Genomic DNA, 26,543 nt, shown 5'->3' on the forward strand with positions numbered 1-26,543 from the left:
GAAGGAGACGCCCTGCATGCCATCCGCCATCGAACTGGCCCGTGGTGACGAAAAGCTGATCGCGGCCATCCACCGCAGCCGCCGTCTGATCGGCCGCAAGGCGCTGATGGCCGCGGCCGCCAGCGCCGTGCCCCTGCCGGGCATCGACTGGGCAGCCGATGCGGCCCTGCTCTCGCGACTGGTGCCGCAGATCAGCGCCGAGTTCGGCCTGTCGGTCACCCAGGTCGAAAAGCTCGCGCCGCACCAGCGCGAACGCATCCAGAAGGCCGCCACGACCGTTGGTGCGCTGCTGGTCGGCAGGCTCGTCACGCGCGACCTGCTGATCAAGCTCGCGCGGCATGCCGGCGTGAAGCTCACGGCCAAGCAGGCTGCCAAGTACGTGCCGATTGCCGGGCAGATCGTTTCCGCTGCGCTCGGCTACGCGGCCTTGCGCGCCCTGGGCGAGCAGCACATCAAGGATTGCGTGCGCGTGAGCGCGACGCTTTCTCTACCGCCTCCCGGACCGCACGCGCCCGCCTGAAGGCGCTGTCGTCGAACAACGCGGTCCCGATCCACCCCGCGGCAACGAGGCCCGCGATCCCCAGGCCGGCCAGGCCGTCGTCCTGCGATCGAAATCCATGGAAAAGCGCCGCGGCGGACAGCAGCGCCAACAGCGCGCACAGCGCGCGGTCGAGCCACAGGCCCGGCGGCAGGAGCCTCCGCACGGCTCAGCCCAACGGGTGAATACGGTCTGAGCGCGGCACCACGCCGCATGCGTGGTGGCTCCGCTCTTCAATTGGCTTGTGCTTCGGCCTCGCGGCTTTCGGCGCCAGCACCAACTTGCGTGGTTTCATGGCAAATACTCCCTTTCAACTATTCTAGAGTCCAAAGTGAATATTCGCCTGCGCTTAAATCGGCGCCCATGGAGACTATTGCCGCGCGCGCATTGGCAGCGCGCAAATACGCCAGGATGACTCAGAAGCAAGCCGAAGCGGCTTCAGGCGTCAAGCAATCCAACATCTCGAAGATAGAACGCGGCGACACCGGCCGCTCGATGGCCCTGCTCGCGCTGGCACGCGCCTACCGCGTCGATCCCAACTGGCTCGACACCGGCGACGGCCCTGCGCCCTGGGACGTCCCCCAGCCACGCGCGGCGCGCGACAACGCCAGCGAACCTCCAGGCTCCTACCGGGTCACACGCACGCCGCCGTCGGGCCCCTCTTTCAATCCCGGCACGCCCGGCACCGTTCCCCTCATCGCATGGACGCAGGTCGCCTCATGGAAGGGTGCCGCGCAAGGAGCGATCCAGGCCGAGCGCTGGCTTCCCTGCGTTGCGCATCACAGTCCCGGCAACACCTACGCGCTGCGCGTGCGGGGCGACAGCATGACCGCACCGAGCGGCCACCTGAAGAGCTATCCCGCGGAGTCCATCATCTTCGTCGACACGCAGCGAACAACGCCTGAAGACGGCGAGCGCATCATTGCCAGGCTCGATGCAAGCAACGAGGTCACCTTCAAGGTCTTCAAGCAGGAAGACGGCCGCCGCTGGCTGCTGCCGCTGAATCCCAAGCACGAGCCGATCCGCGCCGCGTTCACGGTGCTCGGCACCGTCGTGGGGAAGTGGGAAGACGAGGACTGACGCCGATCTTCTGCGGGCAATAAAAAAGCCGCTCGATGAGCGGCTTTTTGTATGGGTCTGGTAGGACGTACTGGATTCGAACCAGTGACCAACGGATTAAAAGTCCGCTGCTCTACCAACTGAGCTAACGTCCCGGAACCAATTTCTTCTTTTTCGGTTTTTCTTCACCGGCGTTGAATCCGGCAAAGCCAAAGATTATAGCGTGGCGTTGCTCGCAATCTTGTCGAGAACCCAACCTGCTGCACATTGGCCGAAAGTCGCGGTCACGCTCACCACCGAGCCGTAGCCATGGCAGTTGAGCGAACCGTCGCCTTCTTCGATGGCGCAGGAGGCATCGGGCGGCGCGACGCTCTCGCGGCTGAAGACGCAGGCCACGCCGATCTTGCGGCCCTCGCGCGGAGCGCCATGCTCCTTGCGAAGGCGCTGGCGAAGCTGGGCCAGGAGCGGGTCGTGCGTGACGAGCGCGAGATCGTCGATGTCGACCTTGTGCGCCTGCCGCTTGCCGCCGGCCGCGCCCACGGTGACGAAGGCGCTGCGCGACGCGCGCGCCCATGCGGCCATCGCGAGCTTGGCCTTGACCTGGTCGCAGGCGTCGATGACGGCCGTTGCAGGGCCGTTGGCAGCCTGCGCCGCGTCGAGCAACGCTGTCCAGTTGCCGGGCTCGACGAATTCATCGAGCGCGAGCACCTTGCAGTCGGGATTGATCTGCGCAATGCGGTCGCGCATGGCCTCGACCTTGGCCTGCCCCACGGTCGCATCGAGCGCGTGGATCTGCCGGTTGATGTTCGACTCCGAGACGTGATCGAGATCGATCAGCGTGAGCCGCCCCACCCCGCTGCGTGCCAGCGCCTCGACCGCCCACGATCCCACGCCGCCGATGCCGGCCACGAGCACGTGGGCGTTGCGGATGCGCGCGGCACCGGCCACGCCGTACAGGCGTTCGAGGCCGCCGAAGCGGCGCGCGAAGTCGGGCGCCGCGGTGTCGGTGACGACATTCGCGGCGGCGGTCGACGCATCGGGAAGGATGGCTGCGCTCAAGCGGAGGGCTCCGCCGTCGTTAGCGCAGGCGCGAGAGACGCTCGCGGCCCGCCTGGGCGGCTTCGGATTGCGGATAGGCCTTGGTCAGGTCTTCCAGCGTGCGGCGCGCGGCGCGCGTGTCCTTCAACTCGATCTGGCAGTTGGCGATCGACAGCACGGCCTCGGGAGCCTTGGCGTGGTCGGGCGCAAGCGACAGCATGGAGCGGAAGTTCGCGATGGCCTCGTTGTAGTTGCGCGTGGCGTACTGCGCATTGCCGAGCCAGAACAGCGCGGAGGCGTTGTAGCCGCTTTGCGGGTAGCGCTTGACGAATTCGGCAAACGCGGTTTGCGCCTGCGCGAACTGGCCCGCACGGAAGATGCCGAGCGCAGCGTCGAAGTCGGCCTTTTCCTTGGGATCGGCGGTGAATTCGCGGCCGTCCACCGAAACCTTCGTCGGCTCGTTCTGCTTGAGCCGGTCGTCGATGGTGGTCTGGCGCGACTGCATCTCGCTGACCGTGCGCTGCAGCTGTTCGTTCTGGCCGGTCATGCGCGCGAGGTCGCCCCGCATCTGCTCGATCTGGTTCTGCAGGTCGAGCAGGCTGCGGCGCAGCTGGCCGTTTTCGTCGGCAAGCCGCTGGTCGGTCTGCTGGCGCATCGCCTCCACCCGCTGCCGCAGGTCGAGGATGGCGCGGCGCGCCTCGTCATCCTCGAACAACGCAGCTTGCGAGCCGACCGAAACGCAAAGCAAGGCAGCAGCCAGTGCCGCGCCTCGCAACAGGGTGTGTTGCATCACCGGGTGTAGCGGATTTCAGCGCGGCGGTTCTGCGCCCAGGCTTCTTCGCCCGAGCCCTGGACCGCCGGCTTTTCCTTGCCGAAGCTGACGGCTTCGATCTGGGCATCGTTCACGCCCAAGAGCGTCAACGCGCGGCGGACGGCTTCGGAGCGCTTCTGGCCCAGTGCAAGGTTGTACTCGCGGCCGCCACGGTCGTCGGTGTGGCCTTCGATGGAAACGCGGCGCTGCGGGTTGGCCTTGAGGAAACGGGCGTGGCCGTCGATCAGGGACTGGAACTCGGGCTTGACCGTGTAGCTGTCGTAGTCGAAAAAGACGATCCGTTCGATACCGACCGGACCTTGTGCGGTACCGGCATTGGGATCGATGGTGACGGGCGCCACTGCGCTCGCGCTGCCCTGCTGGCCGCCGGCGGTGCCGGAGCGGTCGGTCACCGGGGCGTCGTTGAGCTTGGTGCCCGACGAGCAACCGGCAATCAGAGCCACGATGGCCAGCGAATAAATCGTACGTTTCAACATTGGGTACTCCTCAAATAAACCTTGGTCATTGCTTTTGAAACGGACCCCAGTCCGGTTCTCTTATGTCTCCGCCCTGTCCCGCCAGCCGTGCCTTTATTTTTCCATCCAGCGTGGTCGTCATGAGCGCTTCGCGGCCTTGCAGGTGCGTTGCGTAGACGATCAGCTTGCTGTTGGGGGCAAAACTCGGGCTCTCGTCTGCCGAGGTGTCGGTGATGGCCGAGACATTGCCGGTGGCCAACTCCATCACGTGGAGTTTGAAGGCACCGCCAACGCGGGAGATGTAGGCCAACCACCGGCCATCGCCGCTGACAGAAGGAGAAATGTTGTAGGTGCCGCTGAAGGTGACACGCGTCGGCGCACCGCCGCTGGCGCCCATCTTGTAGATCTGCGGGGCGCCGCCGCGGTCGCTCACGAAGTAGATCGTGCTGCCGTCGGCCGAGTAGACCGGCTCGGTGTCGATGCTGGCGCTCTGGGTCAGCCGGCGTGGCTCGCCGCCGCCCGCCGGGATGGTGTAGAGCTGCGAGCCGCCGTCGCGGCTGAGCGTGACGGCCAGCGAGCCGCCATCGGGCGCCCACGCCGGTGCGCTGTTGGAGCCGCGGAAGTTGGCCAGCAGGCGGCGCTGCCCGCTCGCCACGTTGTGCACGTACACCACGGGCTTGCGCGACTCGAAGGACACGTACGCCAGTTGCTGCCCGTTGGACGACCAGACCGGCGAGATGATGGGCTCAGGGCTGGCGAGCGCGGCCTGCGCGTTCTCGCCGTCGGCATCCGCCACCCACAGCGAATAGCGGCTGCCGCCCTTGGTCACGTAGGCGATGCGGGTCGAGAAGATGCCCTTGTCGCCGGTCAGTTTTTCATAGACGTAGTCGGCAATGCGGTGCGACGCGAGCCGTAGGTCGCCTTGCGGAACGGTGTAGCTCTGACCGCCGAGGTCTTGTCCGCGCACCACGTCCCAGAGGCGAAAGCGCACGTCGAAGCGGCCGTCGGCCAGGCGCGTGACGCTGCCCACCACGAGCGAATCGGCCGTGCGCTGGCGCCACAGCGCGAGGTCGGGGCGCGAGGCTTCGTCCAGCGCCTGGCCCGAAGCATCGACGCCGCGGAACTGGCCGCTGCGCTCCAGGTCGGCCTGCACGATCTCGGAGATCTTCTGCGGCGAGGCGTCCTGCCCCTTGAACGGAACCAGCGCAATGGGCAGCTGCGTGAGCCCGACGCCCGACACCTCGACCCGGAACTGGGCGAGCGCGGGCAGCATGGGAGTTGCAGCAAGAGCCGCAATCAAGGCGCGGCGTGCAAAAAGCGATGAAGAAGGAGTTGGAATGGAAACTGGCAACGGCTTGTTCATGCGGTTCGGAGATGTTTCGGGGCAAAAAGTTCTACCCGGTGCGACGGGCCACATGTTACACACTGGTTCGATCGTGCCGTCACAAAACGTGTATCGGGCGATGCGGTCCTACACGGCGGCCCTCCGAAGGCCCTCCGGTGAGGCCCGTAGAATCCGCCGCCATGCAAGCATCCCCCGGCAGTGAGACCGCACGCCCTCCCCTGACACGCCGGCTGGCGCGACTCATGACCTGGTTCGGCGGCTCGCGCCACTGGTGGGCCGTCGGGCTCATCGGCGCCCTGCTGGCGGCCGTCACCGAGCCCTTGATGGCGGCCCTGCTGAAGCCGCTGCTCGACCGCGGCTTCAACCGCGGCCAGCTCGCGCTGTGGATCGTGCCGGCGGCCGTGCTGCTGCTGTTCGCGGTGCGCGGCATCGCGCAGTTCATTTCCCAATATGCGCTCTCGCGCATCGCCAACGAAGGCATGCAGCGGCTGCGCCGCGTGCTGTTCCAGCGCCTGCTGGCGGCCGAGCTGGCCCTGTTCTCGCGGCAGTCGGCCAGCGCGCTTTCCAACACCGTGGTGTACGAAGTGCAGACCGGCTCCATGCTGCTGGTGCAGGCCCTGCTCGGGCTTTCGCGTGACGGCTTCACGCTGGTGGCGCTGCTCGCCTACCTGGTCTATCTGAACTGGAAGCTCACGCTCATCGTCGCCTTCCTGGTGCCGAGCATCTCGTGGATCATGAAGGTGTTTTCCAAGCGCCTGTATCGCCTGACGCAGCAGGGCCAGCAGGCCACCGACGAACTGGCCTACGTGGTGGAAGAGAACGTGCTCGCGCACCGCATGGTGCGGCTGCACGGGGCCGAGGCTGCGCAAGGCGAGCGCTTCGAACAGCTGAGCCAGCGCCTGAACCGCCTGGCCGTGAAATCGACCATTGCGCAGGCCGCCACCACGCCGCTCACGCAGATGATGGCCGCGCTCGCGTTGTCGGTGGTGGTGATGATCGCGCTCTGGCAGAGCGGCGAACAGGGCCTGACCGTGGGCGGCTTCGTGGCCTACATCACGGCCATGCTGATGCTGATCGCGCCGATCCGCCGCCTGGCGGACATGGCCGCGCCCATCACGCGCGGCCTTGCAGCGCTCGAACGCGGCCTGGTACTGATCGACGAGGTGGCCCCGGAGCCGCAGGGCAGTTTCTCCATCGAGCATGCACAAGGCCGCATCGAGCTGCGCGAGGTCAAGGTCAGCTACCGCGGCGAGGACGAAGCCCGCGCGCTCGACGGCGTGAACCTGACGATCGAGCCGGGCCAGGTGGTGGCCTTCGTCGGCCCTTCGGGCTCCGGCAAGACCACGCTGGTCAACCTGCTGCCGCGCTTCGTGCTGCCGAGCGGCGGACAGGTGCTGCTCGACGGGCACGACACCAGCGAATGGGAACTCAAGAGCCTGCGCGCGCAGTTCGCGATGGTAAGCCAGGACGTGGTGATGCTCAACGACACGCTGGCCGCCAACGTGGCGCTGGGCGCCGCGGTCGATCGCGCTCGCGTGCAGCAGTGCATAGAAGCCGCCAACCTCGCCTCCCACGTCGAAAGCCTGCCGCAGGGCATCGACACGGTGCTCGGCCACAACGCCACGCAGCTTTCCGGCGGCCAGCGCCAGCGCCTAGCCATTGCACGCGCGCTCTACAAGAACGCGCCCATCCTGCTGCTCGACGAGGCCACCTCGGCCCTCGACACCGAATCGGAGCGGCTGGTGCAGGACGCCCTGCATCGCCTGATGCAGAACCGCACCACGCTGATCGTCGCGCATCGGCTGTCGACCATCCAGCACGCCGACCGCATCATCGTGATGGAGCAAGGCCGCATCGCCGAGCAAGGCAGCCACGAGCAGTTGATGGCGCTGGACGGGCTCTATGCCCGGCTGCAGACGCTGGCGATGCGCAGCGCAACGCCGGGGCAGGACCCGCCGCTCTGACAAGAAGCCTTCAGAGCAGCACGATGTCGTACTGGCCCTGCCCGATGGCGGGCTCGGACTGCAGCGAAATCGGCTTGCCGATGAAGTCGCTCAGCCCCGCAAGATGCTGGCTTTCCTCGTCGAGGAACAGCTCGATCACCTGCGGCGACGACACGATGCGGAACTCGCGCGGCGTGAACTGCCGCGCCTCGCGCAATATCTCGCGCATGGCGTCGTAGGCCACGCTGCGCGCGGTCTTCACGATGCCCTGCCCGCCGCAGGCCGCGCAGGGCTCGCACAGCATGTGGGCCAGCGATTCGCGCGTGCGCTTGCGCGTCATCTCGACCAGGCCGAGCTGCGAAAAGCCGCCCGCCGTGGTCTTGACGCGGTCGCGCGCAAGCTGCTTGCGGAACTCGGCCAGCACCTGCTCGCGGTGGTCGTCGCGCCCCATGTCGATGAAGTCGACGATGATGATCCCGCCCAGGTTGCGCAGCCGCAGCTGGCGCGCGATGGCCTGCGCCGCTTCCAGGTTGGTCTTGAAGATGGTGTCGTCGAAATTGCGCGCACCCACGAAGCCGCCGGTGTTCACGTCCACCGTGGTGAGCGCCTCGGTCTGGTCGACCACGAGGTAGCCGCCCGACTTGAGTTCGACGCGACGGCCCAGCGCCTTGGCGATTTCCTCGTCGACCGAATACAGGTCGAAGATCGGCCGCTCGCCCTTGTAGTGCTGCAGCTTGCCGGCCGCCTGCGGCATGTATTCGAGCCCGAACTTGAGCAGCACCTCGAACTGCTCGCGCGAATCGATGCGGATGGTCTGCGTGTCTTCGCTGGTCATGTCGCGCAGCACGCGCTGCAGCAGGCTCAGGTCCTGGTGCAGCAGCGACATCGGCGGCATTTTGCTCGACGCCTCGCGGATGCGCGACCAGGTCTTGCGCAGGTAGGCGATGTCCTCGGCCAGCTCGGCGTCGGACGAATCTTCGCCGTTGGTGCGCAGGATGAAGCCGCCGGTGTTGGCAGGCACCACGCCGCCGCTGTCGGCCGCTGCGGCGGCCTCGATCAGCGCGAGCATGCGCGTGCGCAATGATTCGCGCTGGTCCGAAGGGATCTTCTGCGAAACGCCGATATGGTTGTCCTGCGGCAGGAACACCAGCAGCCGGCCGGCAATGCTGATCTGCGTGGAAAGCCGCGCACCCTTGGTGCCGATCGGATCCTTGATCACCTGCACCAGCAGCGACTGGCCTTCGAACACCTGCTTCTCGATGGGCACCATCGGCCCGCCGTTGCGGTGGTCGCGCTCGGGGGCCGGCGCACTCGGCCGCGAGCCCGGCGTGAACGGCGCCACGATGTCCGCCACGTGCAGGAAGGCCGTGCGCTCGAGGCCGACGTCGATGAAGGCCGACTGCATGCCCGGCAGCACGCGCGACACCTTGCCAAGGTAGATGTTGCCGACCAGCCCGCGCTCCAGCGTGCGTTCGACGTGCAGCTCTTGCACCGCGCCGTGCTCGACCAGCGCCACACGGGTCTCCTGCGGGGACCAGTTGATCAGGATGTCTTGCATGAGGTCTTAAATAATGAAACCGGCGCTGCGAAGAAGCTGCGCGGTCTCGAACATCGGGAGTCCCATGATGCCCGAATAGGACCCGCTGATGTGCTCGATGTACGCAGCCGCCGCACCCTGGATCGCATAGGCGCCGGCCTTGCCGAGCGGCTCGCCGCTGGCGGCATAGCGCGCGATCTGCTTTCGGGTCATGGCTGCAAAGCGCACGCGCGACACGCTGAGCGCCGCATGGCGCCGGCGGCCATGCTGCAGCGCCACGGCCGTCAGCACGCGATGCGTGGTGCCCGACAGCAGCGCGAGCATGCGCTCGGCATCGCGCGCATCCTCGGGCTTGCCGAGGATGGTGCGGCCGAGGGCCACCGTGGTGTCGGCACAGAGCACCGGCGCATCGGCGAGTCCCAGGCGCTTGCGCCGCGCGACCGCCGCATCGAGCTTCAGGCCCGTCACGCGCTGCACGTAGGCAGTCGGCGATTCACCGGGCAGCACCGCTTCGAGCGATTCGGCATCTTCGTCGGTACCGGCCAGCAGCAGTTCGTGGCGGACGCCGAATTGGCCGAGCAGCTGGGCGCGGCGCGGGCTCTGGGATGCAAGGTAGATGAAGCCGGTGCTCATTCCCGGTGATACGGATGGCCCGCGTTGACCGACCAGGCCCGGTACAGCTGCTCCACGAGCAGCACGCGCGCCATCGCGTGCGGCAGGGTCAGGTCGGACAGGCGGATGCGCTCGTGGGCTGCGGCCTTGAAGGCGGGGTCGAGGCCATCGGGCCCGCCGATCACAAGGGCCACGTCGTCGCCCTCGCCCTGCCAGGCCTGCAGGCGCGCAGCCAGGGCCTTGGTGGTGAGTGCGGTGCCGCGCTCGTCGAGCACGACGATGCGCATGCCCTTGGCGATGGCGCCCTCGATGCGTTCGCGCTCGGCCGCGTAGAGCGTCTCGAGCGACTTGGAGCCGCGGGGTTCGGTCTTGACGGCGCGCAGTTCGAGCTTGAGCTCGGGCGGGAAGCGCTTGGCGTAGTCGTCCCAGGCGGTCTGCGCCCAGTCGGGCATGCGCTGCCCGACGGCGACCACCAGCAGCTTCATGCGCGGCGGGCAGGCGCCTTCTTGGCAGGCGCCTTCTTTGCGGCTGGCTTCTTGGCAGCGGGCTTGCCGACCACCTTGACCGGCACGCGTGCCGTGGTGGTCTTCCGGGCCGGCGCCTTCTTGGCGGCGGTCTTCTTTGCCGGGCTCCGGCTCGCCTTCTCGGCCTTGGCTTCCTGCTCGGCCGCGCGGATGGCGGTCTTGGCCGCGCTCGCGCGGCGCAGGTTGGGCATCTTGGCCGCGACCGGCTTCTTTTCCTCGATCACCTTGGAGGCGGTGGCAAGGGCCGGCTTGGTGCCGCCGAGCTTGGCGCGCACCGGCTTGTCGCCCCAGATCTCCTCGAGGTGGTAGTACTGGCGGATGGCGGGCTGCATGATGTGCGCGACGGCCGCGCCGCAGTCCACGATGATCCACTCGCCGTTGTCCTCGCCCTCGATGCGCGGCTTGCCGAAGCCGGCTTCGCGCACGGCATCGCGCACGCTGGCGGCCAGCGCCTTGGTCTGCCGGTTAGAGGTGCCCGAGGCCACGATCACGCGCTCGAACAGCGGCGAGAGATGCTCGGTGTCGAAAACCTGGATGTCCTGCGCCTTGACGTCTTCGAGACCATCGATGATGGCTCGCTGGAGTTTCTGGGTGTCTTTCTTGGCGGCGGCTTCAGTGGTCATCAGGCAGGGCGGTAAAGGTGGTGTTGGTCAATATAGCGTGCAACGGCGGACGGAACCAGCGAGGAAATGTCCTCGCCAAGCGCCGCACGCCGCCGGATGTCGGTGGCGCTGGTGTCCATGGCCGGCAATTCGAGCGCCTCGAAACGCGCGCCAGCCGGCAGGCCGGGCAGCATCTTCGGATCAAAACGAGCAGTGCCGCCCGTCGATAATGCGCGATACGCTACAGAAACAATAGCAATGCCGAGTATAGCCTGCCAACCGTGCCATGTCGGCAGTGCGCTGGCCTGGTCGGCGCCCATGATCAGGACGAGCTGGGCGCCGGGCTGCTCCCGCTGCAATTCATGCAGGGTGTCGAGCGTGTAGGTGGGGCCGTCGCGCAACACTTCGCGGCTGTCGATGACGACCGTGCCCGTCAATCCGCCAAAAGCCAGGCGGGCCATCGCCAGGCGATCTTCCTTGGGCGTCAGCGCCCTGCTCTTGTGCCAGGCCTGGCCCGTCGGAATGACGTGCAGTTCGGCGAGATCCAACTGCGCCAATGCGGCCTCGGCCAGCGCGACGTGGGCGTTGTGCGGCGGGTCGAAGGCGCCGCCGAAGATGCCGATGCGCGGAGCCGTGCCGGTGGGGATCACAACCAGTCGCGCCGCACGATGAAGTCGCTGTACAGCGCGGCTTCGGGGCTGCCTGGCTCCGGCTGCTGCCGATAGGCCCAGCTGGCCAGCGGCGGCATCGACAGCAAAATCGATTCGGTGCGCCCGCCCGATTGCAGCCCGAAGTGCGTGCCGCGGTCCCATACGAGGTTGAACTCCACGTAGCGTCCGCGCCGGTAGAGCTGGAACGCCCGTTCGCGCTCGCCCCAGTGCATGGCGCGGCGGCGATCGACGATGGGCCGGTAGGCCGGCAGGAAGGCATTGCCCACCGAGCGAATCATGGCAAAGCCGTTCTCGAATCCGCCCTCGGCGAAGTCGTCGAAGAAGATGCCGCCGATGCCGCGCTGCTCGTTGCGGTGCTTCAGGAAGAAATACTCGTCGCACCAGGTCTTGAAGCGTGGGTACTTGTCGTCGCCGAAAGGGGCCAGCGCGTCGCGGCACACCGTGTGGAAGTGAACCGCGTCGTCCTCGAAGCCATAGCAGGGCGTGAGGTCCATGCCGCCGCCGAACCAGCACACCGGGTCCTTGCCCTCGGGCAGCGCAGCCAGCATGCGCACGTTCATATGGACGATGGGCACATAGGGATTGCGCGGATGGAACACCAGCGAAACGCCCATGGCCTCGAAGGGCGCGCCCGCGAGCTCGGGCCGGTTCTGCGTGGCCGAAGGCGGCAGCCTGGGCCCGCGCACCTGCGAGAAACCGCAGCCCGCGCGCTCGAACAGCGCGCCGCCTTCCAGGATGCAGGTGAGGCCGCTGCCCTGCAGCGCCTCGCCGGGCTCCTTTTGCCAGGCGTCGCGCACGCAGGCACCGCCATCGGCCGCCTCGACGGCCGCGACGATCTCCTGCTGCAGCTTGCGCAGGTAGTCGCCGACCGCTGCCGGGTTGGTCTGTTGCATCAGGCGTGCGGGTTGTTGCGCGCGTGGACCGCGCGGTGTCCGATGTCCTTGCGGTATTGCGCACCGTCGAAGCCGATGCGCGCGGCGACTTCGTAGGCCCGCTGCTGCGCGAGCTTCACGCTGTCAGCCAGCACGGTCACGCACAGCACGCGCCCGCCGCTGGTCTTGAGTTCGCCGTCCTGCTGGGTGGTGCCGGCGTGGAACACCACGGCATCGGGCGCCTCGGGCGGAATGCCGGTGATGCGGTCGCCCTTGCGTGGCGAGAGCGGATAGCCGTGCGCCGCCATCACCACGCCCAGCGCCACGCGCCGGTCCCACTGCAGCTCGACCTGGTCGAGCGTGCCGTCGGTGGCATGCCAGAACACTTCGAACAGGTCGGACTTGAGCCGCATCATGATCGGCTGTGTCTCGGGGTCGCCCATGCGGCAGTTGAATTCGAGCGTCTTGGGATGGCCGGAGGCGTCGATCATGAGGCCGGCGTAGAGGAAACCGGTGTACGGGATGCCGTCCTTTTCCATGCCGCGGATGGTCGGCAGGATGATTTCGCGCATTGCGCGCGCATGCACCTCGGCCGTGACCACGGGCGCGGGCGAATAGGCGCCCATACCCCCGGTGTTGGGACCTTCGTCGTTGTCGAGCAGGCGCTTGTGGTCCTGGCTGGTGGCCAGCGCGGTCACGTTCTTGCCGTCGCACAGCACGATGAAGCTGGCTTCCTCGCCCTGCAGGAATTCCTCGATGACGACGCGCGCGCCGCCGTCGTTGTGGGAGACACCGAACTTGTTGTCGACCAGCATGAAGTCGACCGCCTCGTGCGCCTCCTGTGCGGTCATGGCCACCACCACGCCCTTGCCGGCGGCCAGGCCGTCGGCCTTGACGACGATCGGCGCGCCCTTGGCGTCGATGTAGGCGTGTGCTGCCGCGGCATCGGTGAAGGCCTCGTACTCGGCCGTGGGGATCTTGTGGCGCTTCATGAAGGCCTTGGAGAAGGCCTTGGAGCTCTCGAGCTGCGCGGCGGCCTGCGTGGGGCCGAAGATGCGCAGGCCGTGCGCGCGGAATTCGTCGACCACGCCTGCTGCCAGCGGCGCCTCGGGGCCGACCACGGTCAGCGCGATCTTTTCCTTGGCAGCCCACTCGCGCAGCGCGGCGGGCTCGGTGATGTCGATGCAGTCGTAGCGCTCGTCGCTCACGGTGCCGCCGTTGCCCGGCGCCACGTACACGCGGCTGACCCGGCTGGCCTGCGCCAGCCGCCACGCCAGTGCGTGCTCCCGGCCCCCTCCTCCAATTACCAGTACCTTCATTCGTGGGCCTTCTTCATTCGCTGTGGATCAATGTTCATTCATTCGGAGAGCGCGGCGTTGTGATAGACCTCCTGGACGTCGTCCAGGTCTTCGAGCACATCGAGCAGCTTCTGCATCTTGGCCGCGTCCTCGCCGGTCAGTTCGATCGTGTTTTCGGCGCGCATGGTGACCTCGGCCACCTCGGGCTTGAGGCCGGCGGCTTCGAGCGCATTCTTGACGGCTTCGAAATCGGCGACGGCGGTGATCACCTCGATGGCGCCGTCGTCGTCGGTGACCACGTCCTCGGCGCCGGCTTCGAGCGCGGCTTCCATCACCTTGTCTTCATTGGTGCCGGGGGCGAAGATGATCTGGCCGCAGTGCTTGAACTGGAAGGCCACCGAGCCCTCGGTGCCCATGTTGCCGCCGTGCTTGGAGAAGGCGTGGCGCACTTCGGCCACGGTGCGCACGCGGTTGTCGGTCATGGTGTCGACGATGATCGCCGCGCCGCCGATGCCGTACCCTTCGTAACGAATTTCTTCGTAATTGACGCCTTCGAGGTTGCCGGTGGCCTTGTCGATGTTGCGCTTGACGGTGTCGATCGGCAGGTTGACCGCCTTGGCCTTCTCGACCGCCAGCCGCAGCCGCGGGTTGGCACTGAGGTCGCCGCCGCCGGCGCGGGCAGCCACGGTGATTTCACGGATGGCGCGGGTCCAGAGCTTGCCGCGCTTCTCGTCCTGGCGGCCCTTCCGGTGCTGAATGTTCGCCCATTTGCTGTGTCCGGCCATGGCTTTCTATCTCGCTGTCTTGTGTTTTCAAAGCAAGCTCCGAGTTTACTGTCCGGCGCGCACAACGGCCGGCGCGCCGGCGCCAAAGCGGCAAGGTCTTTTGGTGATAATCCTTCGATGACGCCATCGCCTTCCGTCGGGCCCGGGAATCCGACCATCCTGCCGCCGCACACCCCATTGCCGCTGTACTACAGGAACGAGGCGGAGCACCAGGCGTTCCTGCGGCGCATCTTCGACAGCACCGCCGCCGACTACGACCGCATCGAAAGCGTGCTGGCCTTCGGCACCGGCCCGTCGTACCGCCGCGCCGCCCTCTCGCAGGCCGGGCTCGCGCCGGGCGCACAGGTGCTCGACGTCGGCATCGGCACCGGGCTGGTCGCCCGCGAGGCACTCAGGATCATCGGCCCGACGGGCCGGCTCGTGGGCGTCGATCCCAGCGCGGGCATGATGGAACAGGTCGACCTGCCTGGCGTCGAACTGGTCCAGGGCGTGGCGGAAGCGCTGCCCCGGCCGGATGCCAGCTGCGATTTCGTGAGCATGGGCTACGCCATGCGCCACATCAGCGACGTGGCGGCCGCCTTCGGCGAGTTCCACCGCGTGCTGCGCCCCGGCGGACGCGTGGTGGTGCTCGAGATCACCAAGCCGAACGGCCGCATCGCCACCGCGCTGCTCAAGGCCTACATGCGCGCCGTGGTGCCGCTGATCGCCCGCGTGGTCGGCCGCCGCAGCAACACTTCCGAGTTGTGGCGCTATTACTGGGACACCATCGAGGCCTGCATTCCGCCCGAGCGCGTGCTCGAAGCACTGCGCGCCGCGGGCTTCACCGACGTGCGCCGCCACGCGAGCCTTGGTGTGTTCTCCGAATACATGGCGCGCAAACCAGAAAACACTGTCGAGGCCGGCTGACCGTGCGAGTCCAGGGCGAAAACTCTTCCTCTTTGCGCGTCGAGCGCCTTTCGCTGCCCGCCAGCCTTGCGCTGGCCGCCGACGGGCGTGTGCCTTTCGCGGCGCTCGGCTACGGCACGCCGCGTGAACTGGCATGGATGCCGACCGTCAATGCGCGCGTTCTTTCCGGACAAGGCGCCATGGCCGACGTGTGGCACGTGAGCGGCGGGCGGGTTGCATCGAGCACCACCGGCATCGCCCGCTGGCGCAGCGACGGACACTGGCTGCTCGGCGCCATCGACCTCGACGAATCGGTCGAGAAGCAGGACCTTGCCGAGCTCTCGCATCGCGCCTACCGCGACCTGTTCAAGACCCTCGACCAGGCGGGCACGCCGCACCTGCTGCGCATCTGGAACTACCTGCCGCAGATCAATGCCGATGGCGGCGGGCTGGAGCGGTATCGCCAGTTCAACCTGGGGCGCCAGGAAGCCTTCTTCGAGGCCGGCCGCGCCGCCTTCGAGGGCGCGCCCGCGGCATGTGCGCTGGGCATCCACCAGGGTGCGCTGTCGATCCGCTTCCTGGCCGGCCAGACCGCGCCCATGCCGGTCGAGAATCCGCGCCAGGTCTCGGCCTACCGCTACCCCGAAACCTACGGCCCGCGCTCGCCCACCTTCTCGCGTGCCGCGCTCGCCGAGATCGGCAATGGCGAGGTGGCGCTTTTCATATCGGGCACCGCGAGCATCGTGGGCCATGAAACCGTGCACCATGGCGACGTGCTGGAGCAGACGCGCGAAACGCTGCGAAACCTCGAAGCCGTGATCGCGGCCGCCAACGGCCAGGCCACGGCCCGCTTCGCGCTGGCCATGCTCGACTGCGTGGTCTATGTGCGGCATCCGGGGGATACCGACAAGGTGCGCGGCGTGCTCGAAAGCGCGCTCGGCGCCGACGCGCCGATGATCCGCCACGCGGTCTACCTGGAAGCGGACATCTGCCGCAGCGACCTGCTGGTCGAGATCGAAGCCCACGCCGTCGCCCCGGGTCGCCTGCGGGCCTGACCCGGCGCGATCGATCGGACCGGCGACCCCATGTCGATGACCCGCGTGCTGCGCATTCTCACGGCCATTCCGCTCGCGTTGATGCTCTACGCGCTGCTGCTGTTCCTGGGGCTGATTTCGCTGGCCTGGAACCTGGTCGCGATGCTGCTCTACCCGGTGATGCCCGAGGCGCCCGCGCGCACGCTGGGCCGCCTGACCATCGCCTTCGCCTACCGCATGTTCTGGGGCCTGGCCTCGGTGACCGGGATGATGCGCATCGACGCCAGCTGCCTCGACCCGATGCGCAATGAGCCGGGCGTGATCTTCGTCGCCAACCACCCGACCATGCTCGACGCCCTGCTGCTGGTGGCGCGGCTGCCGCGCAGCGCCTGCATCATGAAGGCCGACCTGCTGCGCAACATCTTTCTGGGCGCAGGGGCGCGGCTGGCGCGCTACATCAGCAACGAATCGGCCCGCACCATGGTGCGCCTGGCGGTGGCCGACTTGCGCAACGGCGGCCAGTTGGTGATCTTTCCGGAAGGCACGCGCACCGTGACGCCGCCGCTCAACCCCTTCGGCCCCGGCGTGACGCTGATCGCCAAGCTCGCGCAGGCTCCGATCCAGACCGTGTTCATCGAGACCGACTCGCCCTACCTCAGCAAGGGCTGGCCGCTGTGGCGCGTGCCGCCGCTGCCCATCGTCTTCAGGCTCCGGCTGGGCCAGCGCTTCGCGCCCATGCAGGACAGCCACGTGCTGCAATCGGACTTGGAACAATACTTTCGCCAACACATGGAACAGCGCGCAACCGACGCGTCCCCCGCATGCCAGACGCCTCGCGCACACACCTTGTCCTGATCCCCAGCTACAACACGGGCGAACGCCTGTTCTCCACGGTCGAAGCGGCGCGCGCGCAGTGGAACCCGGTATGGGTGGTGGTGGACGGCAGCACCGACGGCACTGGCGAGCGCCTGCAGCAGATGGCCGCCAGCGACCCGGGCCTGCGGGTCTGGCTGCTGCCGCAGAACCAGGGCAAGGGCGCGGCCGTGCTGCACGGCCTGCGCGCGGCGCGCGAGGCCGGCTTCACGCACGCACTGACCATGGATTCAGATGGCCAGCATCCGGCCGACCTGATTCCCTCGTTCATGAAGGCATCGCAGGCACGGCCCGAGACCATGGTGCTGGGCCGCCCGGTGTTCGATGCCTCCGCCCCGCTGCTGCGCGTGCGCGGGCGGCGCGTGTCCAATGGCTGGACCCAGCTCGAGACCCTGTTTGCCGGCGTCGGCGATTCGCTCTACGGATTCCGCGTGTACCCGGTGGCCGACCTGATCGCCGTGATGGCGCGGCAGCCATGGATGCGTCGCTTCGACTTCGACACCGAGGCCGTCGTGCGGCTGGCCTGGCGCGGCGTCAAGCCAGTGAACATCGACGCGCCGGTGAAGTACCTGACTGCCGAGGAAGGCGGGGTTTCGCACTTTCGCTATGGACGCGACAACGTGCTGCTGACGTGGATGCACGCGCGGTTGATGGTCGAGTTCGTGGTGCGGCTGCCAGGGCTGGTTTTTCGCAAGCTGCGCGGGATTGCGCCGTTTCAGAAATAGCGTTTGCTCGTTGTTGGGGAGTGCCCGGCAAGCGGTGCGGCGCGGTCGGCCCCACTATGCCGGCCGCTTCGCGGCTGCCCTGCGGTGCTCGCGTTTCGCGGGGTCTCGCAGAACTCGCCTGCGGCTCAAACAGCTGCGAGCCCTGATCCGCGAAACGCTGCGCTCCTCGGCGGCACAGAGGGGCCGCCCGCACCACACCGCCTGCCGGGCACTTGCTGTGACGTTGATGCCGCTGCCCTCACCCCAGCCCTCTCCCGGAGGGAGAGGGAGCAAGACGCAATGCGGCCTCGAAGCGGGGAGACCAATGGCGGTGCTGTCCCGGCAGTCAAACTCAGATCATTCCGCCATTGATCGAAATCACCTGCCCCGTGATGTAGGCCGCCTCGTCGCTGGCGAGGAATGACGCCAGCGCCGCCACTTCCTGCGGCGTTCCGGCGCGCTTCATCGGCACCATCTGGTTGACCATGGCGGGGTCGAAGGCGGCATCGGCCATGGGCGAGGCGATGATGCCGGGCGCGATGGCGTTGACCGTGACGCCGCGCGAGGCCACTTCGAGCGACAGCGCCTTGGTCGCGCTGTTGAGCGCACCCTTGGCGGCGGCGTAGTTGACCTGCCCGCGGTTGCCGGTCAGCGCCGAGACGGACGAAATATTGAGCACGCGACCCCAGCGCGTGCGCATCATCGGCAGCAGCAAGGGCTGCGTCACGCGGAAGAATCCGTTGAGCGAGACGTCGATGACCTTGTGCCACTGGTCGGCGCGCATGCCGGGCAGCACGGCGTCGTCATGCACGCCCGCGTTGTTGACGACGATCTGGACCGGGCCGCCTTCGAGCATGCGCTCGCAGGCCACGCGGCAGGCCTCGTCGCTGCGCAGGTCGAACACGTGGCACTCGGCCTTGCCGCCCGCGGCCGCGATGGTGGCTGCCAGCTGCGCCACCGCTTCGGGGCGCGAGTTGGCGTGCAGCAGCACCGTGGCGCCGTCGCGCGCCAGGCGCTCGGCCATGGCGGCGCCCAGGGCACCGCTGGCGCCGGTGATCAGCGCGCGTTTTCCTTCGAGAGTCATGGTGCGTGGGCTCCGGTTGCCAGCGGCGTGTTCAGCACCACCACCGCGCGGCCTTCGGCCAGCACGCGGCCGCTGCTGTCGTTCACCGCGAATTCGTAGAGGATCTGGTTGGTGTCGCCCGACAGCCGCTGCGCGTGCACCCGCAGCGCGCCGTCGATGTCGTCGAGCCGCGCCACCGACAGGCGCACGTTGCGCGCGCTTGCGAGGAAGCCGGCCGACGGCGTGCTTCCCTCGGCAGCCAGCAAGCCGCCGTGCAGCGCCATGGCTTGCGCCGCGTACTCGATGGCGTTGGGTGCGAGCAGGCCACCCGCCGTTCGCAAGGGGTTGCCGGGCTGCGCATGCGTACGGGTGCTGCAATCGATGGACTCGGCATCCCAGCGCTCGAGCCGGTCGAGCAGGCACATGCTGCCGCTGTGCGGAATGCGCTCGGCAATGCCGGCGCGGTCGAGCGTCTGCGGGGCCGTCGTCATGCGGGGGGCTCCAGGTCGGCCACCAGCAGCACGTTGGCAAAGGGCGTGCCTTCGCTCATCGGGATGCTCTGCACGCGAAATCCCAGCCGCTGCAGCACCGCCATCCACTCGGACAGCGGGCGGCCCCAGGTGGGCGACACCTTGTGGCCGCGGATGCGCGTCACGGTGCGGTCGACCCACTGGCTGATGGCGAAGCCGCGCTTGCTCGATGCATCGCCCACGCGCAGCAGCAGCCGGGCGTTCGCATTGCCGCCGCGCCGAAGCGCATCGTGCACACGCCGCAGGACGCCGTCCTGTGCTTCGATGTCCACGTAGTGCAGCACATCGAGAATCACGACCAGGTCGCACGGCGGCAGCGCTGCCGAGCACATGTCGGCGCAGACCAGCCGCGGTGCCGGCTGCAGATGGCCGATGGAAGCCTCGGCGCGCGCCACGTCCTTGGGCATCAGCTCGATGCCCGTGTAGTCGGCGGCTGGCGGCGTGGGCTTCCAGGATGCGGGCCAGCGGCCCTGGGCCTGCATGCGGCTCATCGACGCGAGCAGGCTCGCGAAGAGCCCCTGCCCGCAGCCGATGTCGACCACGCGGCGGTGCGCCGCATCGATCAGTCCGCGTTCGAGCAGTCCGCGAAACACCGGATCGCGCCCCAGCTTGCCGCGCGCGAAATGCCAGGCAAAGCTGCCGCCCTTCTTGTAGGGAACGGTGGCGGCCTCGTGAAGCTCGCGCCACGCGGCATCGGTGGATGAAGACGAAGAAGAAGGCAGCACCGCGCTCATGATTCGAGGCCTTCCGGCAAGGTGACGGCGTGCAGGCGTTCGGCGCGCAGGCGTTCGAAAAGCAAGGGCAGTACCTCCAGCAATACAGGGTTTCCCAAAGGGGTGCGCGCGGCGTTGCCGTCGTGCAGAAGCAGGATGTCGCGCGCCTGCAACTTGCGGTCCAGGCGCGCCATGACCTTGGCAGGATCGCCTTCGCGCGTGTCGAAGCCGCGGCGCGTCCAGCTCACGAGCGACAGGCCGAGCCGGTGCAGCACCGGCTCGAGGAACGGGTTGCGCAGGCCCGCCGGCGCGCGGAAGCAGGTCGGGCGCTGGCCGGTGGCATCGGCCAGGATGTCCTGCGCGCGCGCGATCTCGCTCGCAAAGCCCTGGGGACCGAGGAACGAAAAATTGTGCCGGTGCTGCGCGGTGTGGTTCTGGACGCTGTGGCCCCGCGCCACGATCTCGCGCGCCAGCGCCGGGTGGGCCAGCACGCGCTCGGCAATGCAGAAGAAGGTGGCGCGCTGGCCGTGCGCATCGAGCAGGTCGAGCACGCGGGGCGTGACCTCGGGGTCGGGCCCGTCGTCGATGGTGATGGCGACCTGGCGCCGGCCAGCGGCCGCCTCGGGCAGGCGCGTGACGTTGGGGCCCAGCAGGCTGCTGCGCGGCGTGAGCCCGGCACCGGTGATCAACGCGTGGTTCAGCGCAATGGCGCCGATGGCCCAGGGCATGGCGCCCGGCACCATGGCGCCGGCGCCGATGGCCGCCACGTGCCAGGCCGCGCTGGCGCGAATGGCGAGCGGCCAGGGCCAGGATTCGGACGGAGCAGCGGAGGCGGACGGCATGGCGCGGGATTTTCCCATCAGCCGCGCGCGGGCGGCGTTGGCGCCACGCGGCGCGCGAACGCGGCCGACAGCAGCAGCGCCAGCAAGGCGCCGGGCGCCACCACGCGGCCGATCGACGACAGCGCCGGAATGTCCGAGATCGCGATCAGCCCGAAGGACACCACCGTGGTCAGGTTGGCCAGCATCAGCGACGCCAGCGTGTCCTCGTCGGCCCGCCCGGCCACGCGCAGCTGGTCGAAGAACAGCGCGTAGTTGGAGCCCACCGCCACGATCAGCAGCAGCCCCACCAGGTGCAGGATGCCCAGCGGCACCTGGAGCACGGCCATGCCGCCCAGCGTGAGCACCACAGCGAAGACCAGCGGCTGGCACACCGCGAGCAGGCGCCGGCCCGAGCGCAGGTAGATGCCCAGCAGCAGCACCACGGCCAGCGCGCCGAGCAGCACCTGCACGAAGGCCTCGTGCAGATATCGCTGATAGAGCCCCGCGAGTTCGCGGCCCACGTCGACCACCTGCACCTCGGGCACGCCCGCCAGCGCCGCTTCGAGCCGGCGCGCATCGAACTTCGCTCCGGGGTGCAGCACCACCAGCGTCGACCAGCCGCCGCCCGGGCGCTGGTACATGAGCGTGTTGACCACCGAGCCGAGCGGGCCGCCGGCCAGGTCGGCGCGCCGCACGGGCGCGAGCTTGCGCGCGGCTTCGACATCGGCCAGGAACGGCCCGAGGCGCGCGGCCGGCAGCGGCGAGCCCTGCGTGGCCTCGGCCAGCCGGGTGCGCAGCGTTTCGCCGTCGGGCAGGCTGGCGAGCCGGGCCGCCTGGGTCTCGATGCTCGGCAGCACGCGCGTCACGGCCTCGAAGCCGCCAAGTTCGCCCTTGTCGACCAGGGCCTCGAGCCGCGCGGTGGCGGCCTCGGTGTTGCGCAGTGCGGTTTCTTCATCGGCGCCGTAGACCACGACCAGCGTGCTGCCGTCGCCGGTGCCGATGTCGGCGCGCAGCATCTCGTCGAGCTGCTGGGCCGACTTGGGCACCGGGCTCATGGCGCCGAGGTCGGCGCGCCACAAATGCCCGCCCTGCCAGATGACCAGCACCAGCGCAGCCACGCCGAGCCCGGCCAGCACCCAGCGCAGCCACGGCAGGCCGCGCACGAGCACGCCGGCCGCGTGCGCCATGTACCTGCGCATGCCCATGCCGGTGGCGCCATCGGGCGCGAGCATCGGCAATGCGTAGCGCGTGGCCAGCGCCGCGGCCACGAGCCCGGCGATGGAGAACACGCCCAGCTGCGCCAGGCCCGGAAAGCCCGAGAACACCAGCGCCGCGAAGCCGCACACCGAGGTCAGCAGGCCGAGCCGCACGGTGGGCCAGTGCACGTCGCGCCAGCGTGCCCAGCCGGTGCCGGCCACGGCCGCGCCGCGCGCCTGGATCAGGTAGTAGATGGCGTAGTCGACGGTCTCGCCGATCAGCGTGCTGCCGAAGCCCAGCGTCATGCCGTGCACCGAGCCGAACACCACGCTGACCGCCGCGGTCCCCACCACCACGCCGGTGGCCACGGGCAGGAACGCGATGACCAGCGCGCGCGGCGACGCAAAGGCCAGCAGCAGCAGGCCGCCCATCACGATGCCGCCCACGATCGCGAGGTGGATCGCTTCGGTCTTGATCTTGTCGCGGCTCAGCACCGAGAACACGGGCGGGCCGCTCAGCAGCAGCTTCGGCCGGGTGGCCTCGGCCATGCCGCGCGTGGCGGCATCGAAGGCCGCATGCACGCTTGCGATGGCCTGCGCCTGGGCGTCGAGATCGCTGCCCGCGGCGCGCGTGGTGGCGATCATGAGCGCTCGCGGCGCGCTGCGCGACATCCAGACGCCGTCTTCGCTGCGCGGTGCACTGGCCGGCGTGAGCTCCACGGCAATGCGCTGGGTTTCGCCGGTGGGATCGCGGTCGAGCAAGGGCTTGATCACGTTGCCGGCCGGCGTGCCCAGCATCGACAGCGTTTCGTAGATCGCGTCGCGCAGGCCTTCGGCGGTGAACTGCTCGGGCCGGACACCCGGCGAAAGCTGGTAGCGGTGCTCGAAGACCCAGGTGCCGGCCTCGCTCCAGTCGCCGGTGTCGCCGTTCTGGATCAGGTCGAAGAGACGGCTCTCGCGCATGGACTTGGCCACCGCGCGCGACACGGCCGCGCGCTGCTCGGCACTCGCGCCGCCCTCGATGCCGAGCATCAGCGTGCGCGACGCCACGCCGCTTTGCAGCTGCTCGATGAGCACCTGCTGCCGCACGTCGGGGCTCTTGGGCAGGAAAGCGGAAAGGTCTGCGCTGAACTGCGTGCGCGCGATCTGCAGCGCGCCGCCGAGCAGGACCAGCGCCCAGACCAGCAGCACCAGCGCCCGGCGCTGCCAGCTCGGCGGGCCGCCCTCGCCGGTCTCGCGCGCCCTCACGGCGTGGTGCGCCCGGCAGCGCCCGAAGGCGCGGTGGGTGCGGCGCCCGGGCGCTCGGGCGTGATGTTCATCACCGAGCGGTCGCCGCCGACGAACTCCATTTCGAGGCCCAGCACTTCGCTGGCGCGGCCGCTGATGCGGATGCTGCGCACCTGCGCCGCGAGCCGGCTGTCGGCCGGCAGAAGATCGAGCGTCCAGCTGGCGGCCGAGCCGCTCACCGTGCTGCGGAAATAGCGCTGCAGCGTGGCGCCGTCGCCGGTCAGCGTGCCGCGCATGGCTTCGACCAGGCCGAGCAGCTCGGGCATGCTGTCGAGCGTCAGGGTGCGGTTGCGTCCGCCGCGCGAAAGCGTCAGCGTGTTGCCTTCGACCGCCATGGTCTCCACGCGCGGCGACAGCGTGCGCCGCACCAGCTTGTCGGGCGCATCGAAGCTCAGCGTGCCGCGGGCATCGAGCGGGCCTTCGAGGCCGTGCACGAAGCGCTGCTCGGTGAAGCGGGCCTCGCCGCTCTTCTGCTTGGCAAGCAGCCCCATCAGCTCGGGCAGGTCGAAGGCCCAGGCCGGCGCGGCGCAGCAGGCCAGTGCCAGCAGCAGGCTCCTGCAAAGCCAGTCAAACCGAATCTTCGAGCCAGAAATCATGAAAGTTGAACCAGTTGTAGGGATACGCGCGGCACAGGGCATCCAGGCGCGCCACGTAGGCTTCGACCGCCGCGCGGATGCGGCGTTCCCGCTCGGCGGGGTCGGACGCCCGCTCGCTGAAGTCGGCCAGCAGGTCGAAGCGGACATCGTAGCGCGCACCGCCGCCGTAAAGGCCGGCCATGAAGAACACCTTGCGCCGCAACAGCGCTGCCAGGCGGAACGGGCCGTCGTTGAAGCTTGCCGGATGGCCGAGGAACGGCAGCACGATGTTGTTGCCGCGCTGCTGTGCGGGCTGATCCTCGCTGCCCGGCAGGGTGCGGTCGACCAGCATGCCGCCAAGGCCGCCGCCGTCGAGCCAGTCGCGCAGCGCGAGCATCGAATGCGGGCGGCCCAGCGCGATCACGTGCGGCCGCAGCCCGGGCAGGCTGATGGCGTTGAGGATGGCCGTGATGCGCTGGGCGTTGTCGGGGTACATCAGCATCGCCAGCCGCAGCTCGTGCTGGTGCGGGCTCTTGTGCTTGCAGGCGCCCATGGCCTCGAAGCTGCCGACGTGTGCGCCGAGCAGGAAGGCGCCGCGCCCTTTCAGCGCCTCGGCTTCCAGCGCCTGGTTGCCTTCGACCCTGACGTCGAACAGGTCCATGCGGCCGCGCAGGAAGTACACGCGGTCGAGCACCGTCGAGGCAAAGGCGTGCAGCAGGCGGTAGCCGTCGAGCCAGCCGGCGTGCGGGCCGATGGCCCTGAACAGGTAGCGCTTGATGTGGCGCCGCGGCGCGGGTGCGAACAGCAGGAAGTACAGGCTGATCGGCGGCAGCAGCAGGCGCGTGACATGGCGTCCGCACACCAGCGCCATCAGGCAGATGAAGCGCAACGCCAGCATGTTGCTGCGCTCGGGGGTGTGCGCCCAGTCGCCGCGCTGGCCTGCCTGCGCCGCGTCTTTCACGGCGCGCGTCTCGGCGTCGGTGTGATCCATCACGCAGACTCTGGCACGGCGGCCCAGCGGCCGGTGACAGCCAGCACGCCGTCGCAGCGCACGTCGAAGCGCACGCCGCGCGCGGCGCCGGACTCGGGCTGCAGCTCGATGGAGAGCATACTGCCCGGCCGCACGGGCGCCAGGAACTTGGCGGCTGCGAGCGTGGGATGGGTGCCCAGCCGGGCGACCAGCGCCGGCACGCGCTGCACGGCTTCCATGACCTCGGCCAACACCAGCGCGCCCGGCAGCAGCGGCTGGCCCGGGAAGTGGCCCGCGAACGCCGGATGGTCGACGGGCACCGCATGGGCCAGCTGCACCGGCGTGTCGTCTTCCGCCAGCTGCGCGAGCGCGAATTCGCGCAGCGCGCGCGCCGTGAGCTTGCCGGTGCCTTCGCGCGGAAAGGCCTTCACCTGCACCACGCGGCGCGGCACGAACACCGGCTCCAGCCGCTGCCGCAGCGCGGCGACGATCTGGCCGGCCGAGAGCGTGGGCGCCACCACGAAGGCCACGGGACGCACCACGCCGTCGGCCACTTCGTCGGGCAGCCAGAACGCGCCGTCCTCGACGCCCGCGATGCTGTTGAGGTGGTAGTTCAGGTGCGCGAGCGAACTGCGCCGGCCCGCGACGTGGATCAGGTCGTTGGCGCGGCCCAGCAGCCGGAAGCGGCGCGCGTCGAGCAGTTCGAGCACGTCGGCCATGGGCGTGGGCTCGGGCAGGAAGTCGCCGCTGAAGATGAAGCGCTCGGGACCGTCGCCCTCGCCTGGTTCCGCATGAACGCGGATCTCGCCGAAGTTCTCCCAGACCTCGCTGTGCGTGGTGCGGCGGGTGGCGACCTGGCCGGACTCGGTGCTGCCGTAGATCTCGATCAGCACGCCGCCGAGCGCCTGCTCGGCCTGGGCCGCGAGCTGCGGCGACAGCGGCGCGGTGGCGGAAAGCACCAGGTCGACCGGCGGCAGTTCGATGCCCGAGAGCAGCAGCGTCTTCAGGTGGAAAGGCGTGGTGACCAGCGCGCGCGGGCGCGGCACCGAGGCCAGCGTCCTGGCCACGTCGGCCGGAAAGAACGGCCGCCCGCTGTCGAATGCGGCGCCGCCGAGCATGGCCAGCAGCGCCGACGATTCCAGCCCGTAGCTGTGCTGCACCGGCACGGTCGCAACCAGCGTCAGGCCTGCGAGCGATGGCAGGCCGAGCAGGCTGGAAAGCCGCTCCACGGCCACCGCGACGTCGCCGACCAGCGTGTCCCAGCGCTTGGCATGCGGCTGCGGCGCGCCGGTGGAGCCGGAGGTCAGCAGGCTCACCGCGTGCATGCCGCCGTCGATGGCCGGAATCTCGAGATCGGCGCCGTCTTCGGAGCCGCCCCGGTATTCGACCAGCACGCGCGGCATGCCGGGCGTGGCGAGTGCGGCGTCATCGGTCAGCGCGAACAGGTTCGAGCCGCCGGATTCGAGCAGGCGCGCGAGCGTGTCGGGCCGCGCATCGGGCGGCAGCAAGCTCGCGTGGCCGCGCACCAGCGCCGCCGCCAGGCCGACCGCAAACGCATAGCGGTCGACGCAAAGATTGACGGCCTTGCCTTCAGCCGGCAGCAGCGGCGCAAAGCGGGCCACGTCGGCCAGGAACTGGCGCGTGCTCACGGGCACGCCGGCGCGCCAGGCCAGCGGTGCATCGAGGTCCCGGTTGGCGATCAGCGGCAGCAGGCGGGTATCGGCGCTCATTGAGTAACCTCCGTGCTTCGCACTGCGGTGCGAGCCCCCTTCGGAACGGCC

Annotated in this window: 27 protein-coding genes and 1 tRNA gene; 7 read left to right on the forward strand and 21 right to left on the reverse strand. The window is 68.9% G+C overall.

The annotated features are described in order from the left end of the window. Positions 1–16 precede the first annotated feature (16 nt). Together RZE77_RS14745 and RZE77_RS14750 are read left to right on the forward strand one after the other, a co-directional pair. Positions 17–520, forward strand: a complete 504-nt coding sequence (locus RZE77_RS14745) for a hypothetical protein (RefSeq protein WP_012747818.1) — start codon at positions 17–19, stop codon at positions 518–520. 429 nt (positions 521–949) lie between these two features. Next, positions 950–1,618 (forward strand): helix-turn-helix domain-containing protein, encoded by a 669-nt coding sequence (locus RZE77_RS14750; RefSeq protein ID WP_319438121.1) that lies wholly within the window; start codon positions 950–952, stop codon positions 1,616–1,618. A 58-nt stretch (positions 1,619–1,676) separates the two neighbouring features. Here RZE77_RS14750 and RZE77_RS14755 read toward each other — a convergent pair. The 5 genes from RZE77_RS14755 to tolB form a co-directional block, all read right to left on the reverse strand. Beyond that, positions 1,677–1,752, reverse strand: a tRNA-Lys gene (locus RZE77_RS14755). 61 nt (positions 1,753–1,813) lie between these two features. Next, positions 1,814–2,644: a tRNA threonylcarbamoyladenosine dehydratase gene (locus RZE77_RS14760; RefSeq protein ID WP_405547611.1), complete on the reverse strand. Its 831-nt coding sequence runs from the start codon at positions 2,642–2,644 to the stop codon at positions 1,814–1,816. Between the two features lie 31 nt (positions 2,645–2,675). Next, positions 2,676–3,425 (reverse strand): tol-pal system protein YbgF, encoded by a 750-nt coding sequence (ybgF, locus tag RZE77_RS14765; RefSeq protein ID WP_319438123.1) that lies wholly within the window; start codon positions 3,423–3,425, stop codon positions 2,676–2,678. Further along, positions 3,425–3,943, reverse strand: a complete 519-nt coding sequence (gene pal / locus RZE77_RS14770) for a peptidoglycan-associated lipoprotein Pal (RefSeq protein WP_319426162.1) — start codon at positions 3,941–3,943, stop codon at positions 3,425–3,427. The genes ybgF and pal overlap by 1 nt, the downstream gene beginning before the upstream one ends. Positions 3,944–3,968: 25 nt before the next feature. Continuing rightward, positions 3,969–5,195 (reverse strand): Tol-Pal system beta propeller repeat protein TolB, encoded by a 1,227-nt coding sequence (tolB, locus tag RZE77_RS14775; protein WP_319426163.1) that lies wholly within the window; start codon positions 5,193–5,195, stop codon positions 3,969–3,971. A gap of 251 nt (positions 5,196–5,446) precedes the next feature. Here tolB and msbA point away from each other — a divergent pair, with 251 nt between their 5' ends. Then, on the forward strand, positions 5,447–7,231 hold the full coding sequence (gene msbA / locus RZE77_RS14780; protein WP_319438124.1) for a lipid A export permease/ATP-binding protein MsbA: 1,785 nt from the start codon (positions 5,447–5,449) through the stop codon (positions 7,229–7,231). Positions 7,232–7,241: 10 nt separating this feature from the next. Here msbA and rng read toward each other — a convergent pair whose 3' ends face one another. From rng to RZE77_RS14820, 8 genes are read right to left on the reverse strand one after another with little or no spacing between them, the layout of a single operon-like run. Then, entirely contained in the window at positions 7,242–8,768 is a 1,527-nt protein-coding gene (rng, locus tag RZE77_RS14785) for a ribonuclease G (RefSeq protein WP_319438125.1), read from the reverse strand. A gap of 6 nt (positions 8,769–8,774) precedes the next feature. Continuing rightward, positions 8,775–9,380 (reverse strand): Maf family protein, encoded by a 606-nt coding sequence (locus tag RZE77_RS14790; RefSeq protein WP_319438126.1) that lies wholly within the window; start codon positions 9,378–9,380, stop codon positions 8,775–8,777. Continuing rightward, positions 9,377–9,844, reverse strand: coding sequence for a 23S rRNA (pseudouridine(1915)-N(3))-methyltransferase RlmH (gene rlmH / locus RZE77_RS14795; protein WP_012747795.1), 468 nt, complete (start codon positions 9,842–9,844; stop codon positions 9,377–9,379). Before rlmH ends, RZE77_RS14790 begins: the two co-directional genes overlap by 4 nt. Continuing rightward, on the reverse strand, positions 9,841–10,506 hold the full coding sequence (gene rsfS, locus RZE77_RS14800) for a ribosome silencing factor (protein WP_062367049.1): 666 nt from the start codon (positions 10,504–10,506) through the stop codon (positions 9,841–9,843). Before rsfS ends, rlmH begins: the two co-directional genes overlap by 4 nt. Continuing rightward, a complete protein-coding gene (gene nadD, locus RZE77_RS14805) occupies positions 10,506–11,135 on the reverse strand; it encodes a nicotinate (nicotinamide) nucleotide adenylyltransferase (RefSeq protein ID WP_319438127.1) in 630 nt (209 codons plus the stop codon). The genes rsfS and nadD overlap by 1 nt, the downstream gene beginning before the upstream one ends. After that, entirely contained in the window at positions 11,132–12,049 is a 918-nt protein-coding gene (hemF, locus tag RZE77_RS14810; protein WP_319438128.1) for an oxygen-dependent coproporphyrinogen oxidase, read from the reverse strand. Before hemF ends, nadD begins: the two co-directional genes overlap by 4 nt. Next, entirely contained in the window at positions 12,049–13,347 is a 1,299-nt protein-coding gene (gene purD / locus RZE77_RS14815) for a phosphoribosylamine--glycine ligase (protein ID WP_319438129.1), read from the reverse strand. The genes hemF and purD overlap by 1 nt, the downstream gene beginning before the upstream one ends. Positions 13,348–13,385: 38 nt before the next feature. Then, complete coding sequence (locus RZE77_RS14820) at positions 13,386–14,111, reverse strand: YebC/PmpR family DNA-binding transcriptional regulator (protein ID WP_125965578.1); 726 nt, start codon at positions 14,109–14,111, stop codon at positions 13,386–13,388. Positions 14,112–14,228: 117 nt separating this feature from the next. Between RZE77_RS14820 and RZE77_RS14825 the strand changes: the two genes are divergently transcribed. Genes RZE77_RS14825 through RZE77_RS14840 form a run of 4 tightly spaced genes read left to right on the forward strand, consistent with a single transcriptional unit; the run spans position 14,229 to position 17,628 of the window. Further along, positions 14,229–15,017, forward strand: a complete 789-nt coding sequence (locus tag RZE77_RS14825) for a class I SAM-dependent methyltransferase (RefSeq protein WP_319438130.1) — start codon at positions 14,229–14,231, stop codon at positions 15,015–15,017. Between the two features lie 2 nt (positions 15,018–15,019). Then, the gene (locus RZE77_RS14830) at positions 15,020–16,051 is read left to right on the forward strand and encodes a chorismate transformation FkbO/Hyg5 family protein (RefSeq protein WP_319438131.1); all 1,032 of its coding nucleotides are present in this window, start codon (positions 15,020–15,022) and stop codon (positions 16,049–16,051) included. A gap of 30 nt (positions 16,052–16,081) precedes the next feature. Further along, the gene (locus RZE77_RS14835; protein ID WP_319438132.1) at positions 16,082–16,885 is read left to right on the forward strand and encodes a lysophospholipid acyltransferase family protein; all 804 of its coding nucleotides are present in this window, start codon (positions 16,082–16,084) and stop codon (positions 16,883–16,885) included. Next, positions 16,852–17,628 (forward strand): glycosyltransferase family 2 protein, encoded by a 777-nt coding sequence (locus RZE77_RS14840; protein ID WP_319438133.1) that lies wholly within the window; start codon positions 16,852–16,854, stop codon positions 17,626–17,628. Before RZE77_RS14835 ends, RZE77_RS14840 begins: the two co-directional genes overlap by 34 nt. A 331-nt stretch (positions 17,629–17,959) precedes the next feature. On the opposite strand, the gene fabG is transcribed toward RZE77_RS14840, so the two are convergent. The 8 genes from fabG to RZE77_RS14880 are packed head-to-tail and all read right to left on the reverse strand — an operon-like array spanning position 17,960 to position 26,492. Next, the gene (fabG, locus tag RZE77_RS14845) at positions 17,960–18,691 is read right to left on the reverse strand and encodes a 3-oxoacyl-ACP reductase FabG (protein WP_319438134.1); all 732 of its coding nucleotides are present in this window, start codon (positions 18,689–18,691) and stop codon (positions 17,960–17,962) included. Beyond that, entirely contained in the window at positions 18,688–19,161 is a 474-nt protein-coding gene (locus RZE77_RS14850) for a hotdog family protein (RefSeq protein ID WP_319438135.1), read from the reverse strand. The genes fabG and RZE77_RS14850 overlap by 4 nt, the downstream gene beginning before the upstream one ends. Further along, positions 19,158–19,934 carry a class I SAM-dependent methyltransferase gene (locus RZE77_RS14855; RefSeq protein ID WP_319438136.1) on the reverse strand — a complete coding sequence of 259 codons (777 nt, stop codon included), beginning with the start codon at positions 19,932–19,934 and terminating at the stop codon, positions 19,158–19,160. Before RZE77_RS14855 ends, RZE77_RS14850 begins: the two co-directional genes overlap by 4 nt. Then, on the reverse strand, positions 19,931–20,773 hold the full coding sequence (locus tag RZE77_RS14860; RefSeq protein ID WP_319438137.1) for a polysaccharide deacetylase family protein: 843 nt from the start codon (positions 20,771–20,773) through the stop codon (positions 19,931–19,933). Before RZE77_RS14860 ends, RZE77_RS14855 begins: the two co-directional genes overlap by 4 nt. Continuing rightward, positions 20,773–23,178, reverse strand: a complete 2,406-nt coding sequence (locus RZE77_RS14865) for an MMPL family transporter (RefSeq protein ID WP_319438138.1) — start codon at positions 23,176–23,178, stop codon at positions 20,773–20,775. The genes RZE77_RS14860 and RZE77_RS14865 overlap by 1 nt, the downstream gene beginning before the upstream one ends. Continuing rightward, complete coding sequence (locus tag RZE77_RS14870; protein WP_319438139.1) at positions 23,175–23,813, reverse strand: LolA-related protein; 639 nt, start codon at positions 23,811–23,813, stop codon at positions 23,175–23,177. Before RZE77_RS14870 ends, RZE77_RS14865 begins: the two co-directional genes overlap by 4 nt. Then, on the reverse strand, positions 23,785–24,783 hold the full coding sequence (locus RZE77_RS14875; protein WP_319438140.1) for an acyl-CoA synthetase: 999 nt from the start codon (positions 24,781–24,783) through the stop codon (positions 23,785–23,787). Before RZE77_RS14875 ends, RZE77_RS14870 begins: the two co-directional genes overlap by 29 nt. Further along, positions 24,783–26,492, reverse strand: coding sequence for an ApeI family dehydratase (locus tag RZE77_RS14880; RefSeq protein WP_319438141.1), 1,710 nt, complete (start codon positions 26,490–26,492; stop codon positions 24,783–24,785). The genes RZE77_RS14875 and RZE77_RS14880 overlap by 1 nt, the downstream gene beginning before the upstream one ends. Between the last annotated feature and the right edge of the window lie 51 nt (positions 26,493–26,543).

Origin of the sequence: Variovorax sp. SPNA7 (assembly GCF_033807855.1) — a bacterium.
Lineage (GTDB): Bacteria > Pseudomonadota > Gammaproteobacteria > Burkholderiales > Burkholderiaceae_C > Variovorax > Variovorax beijingensis.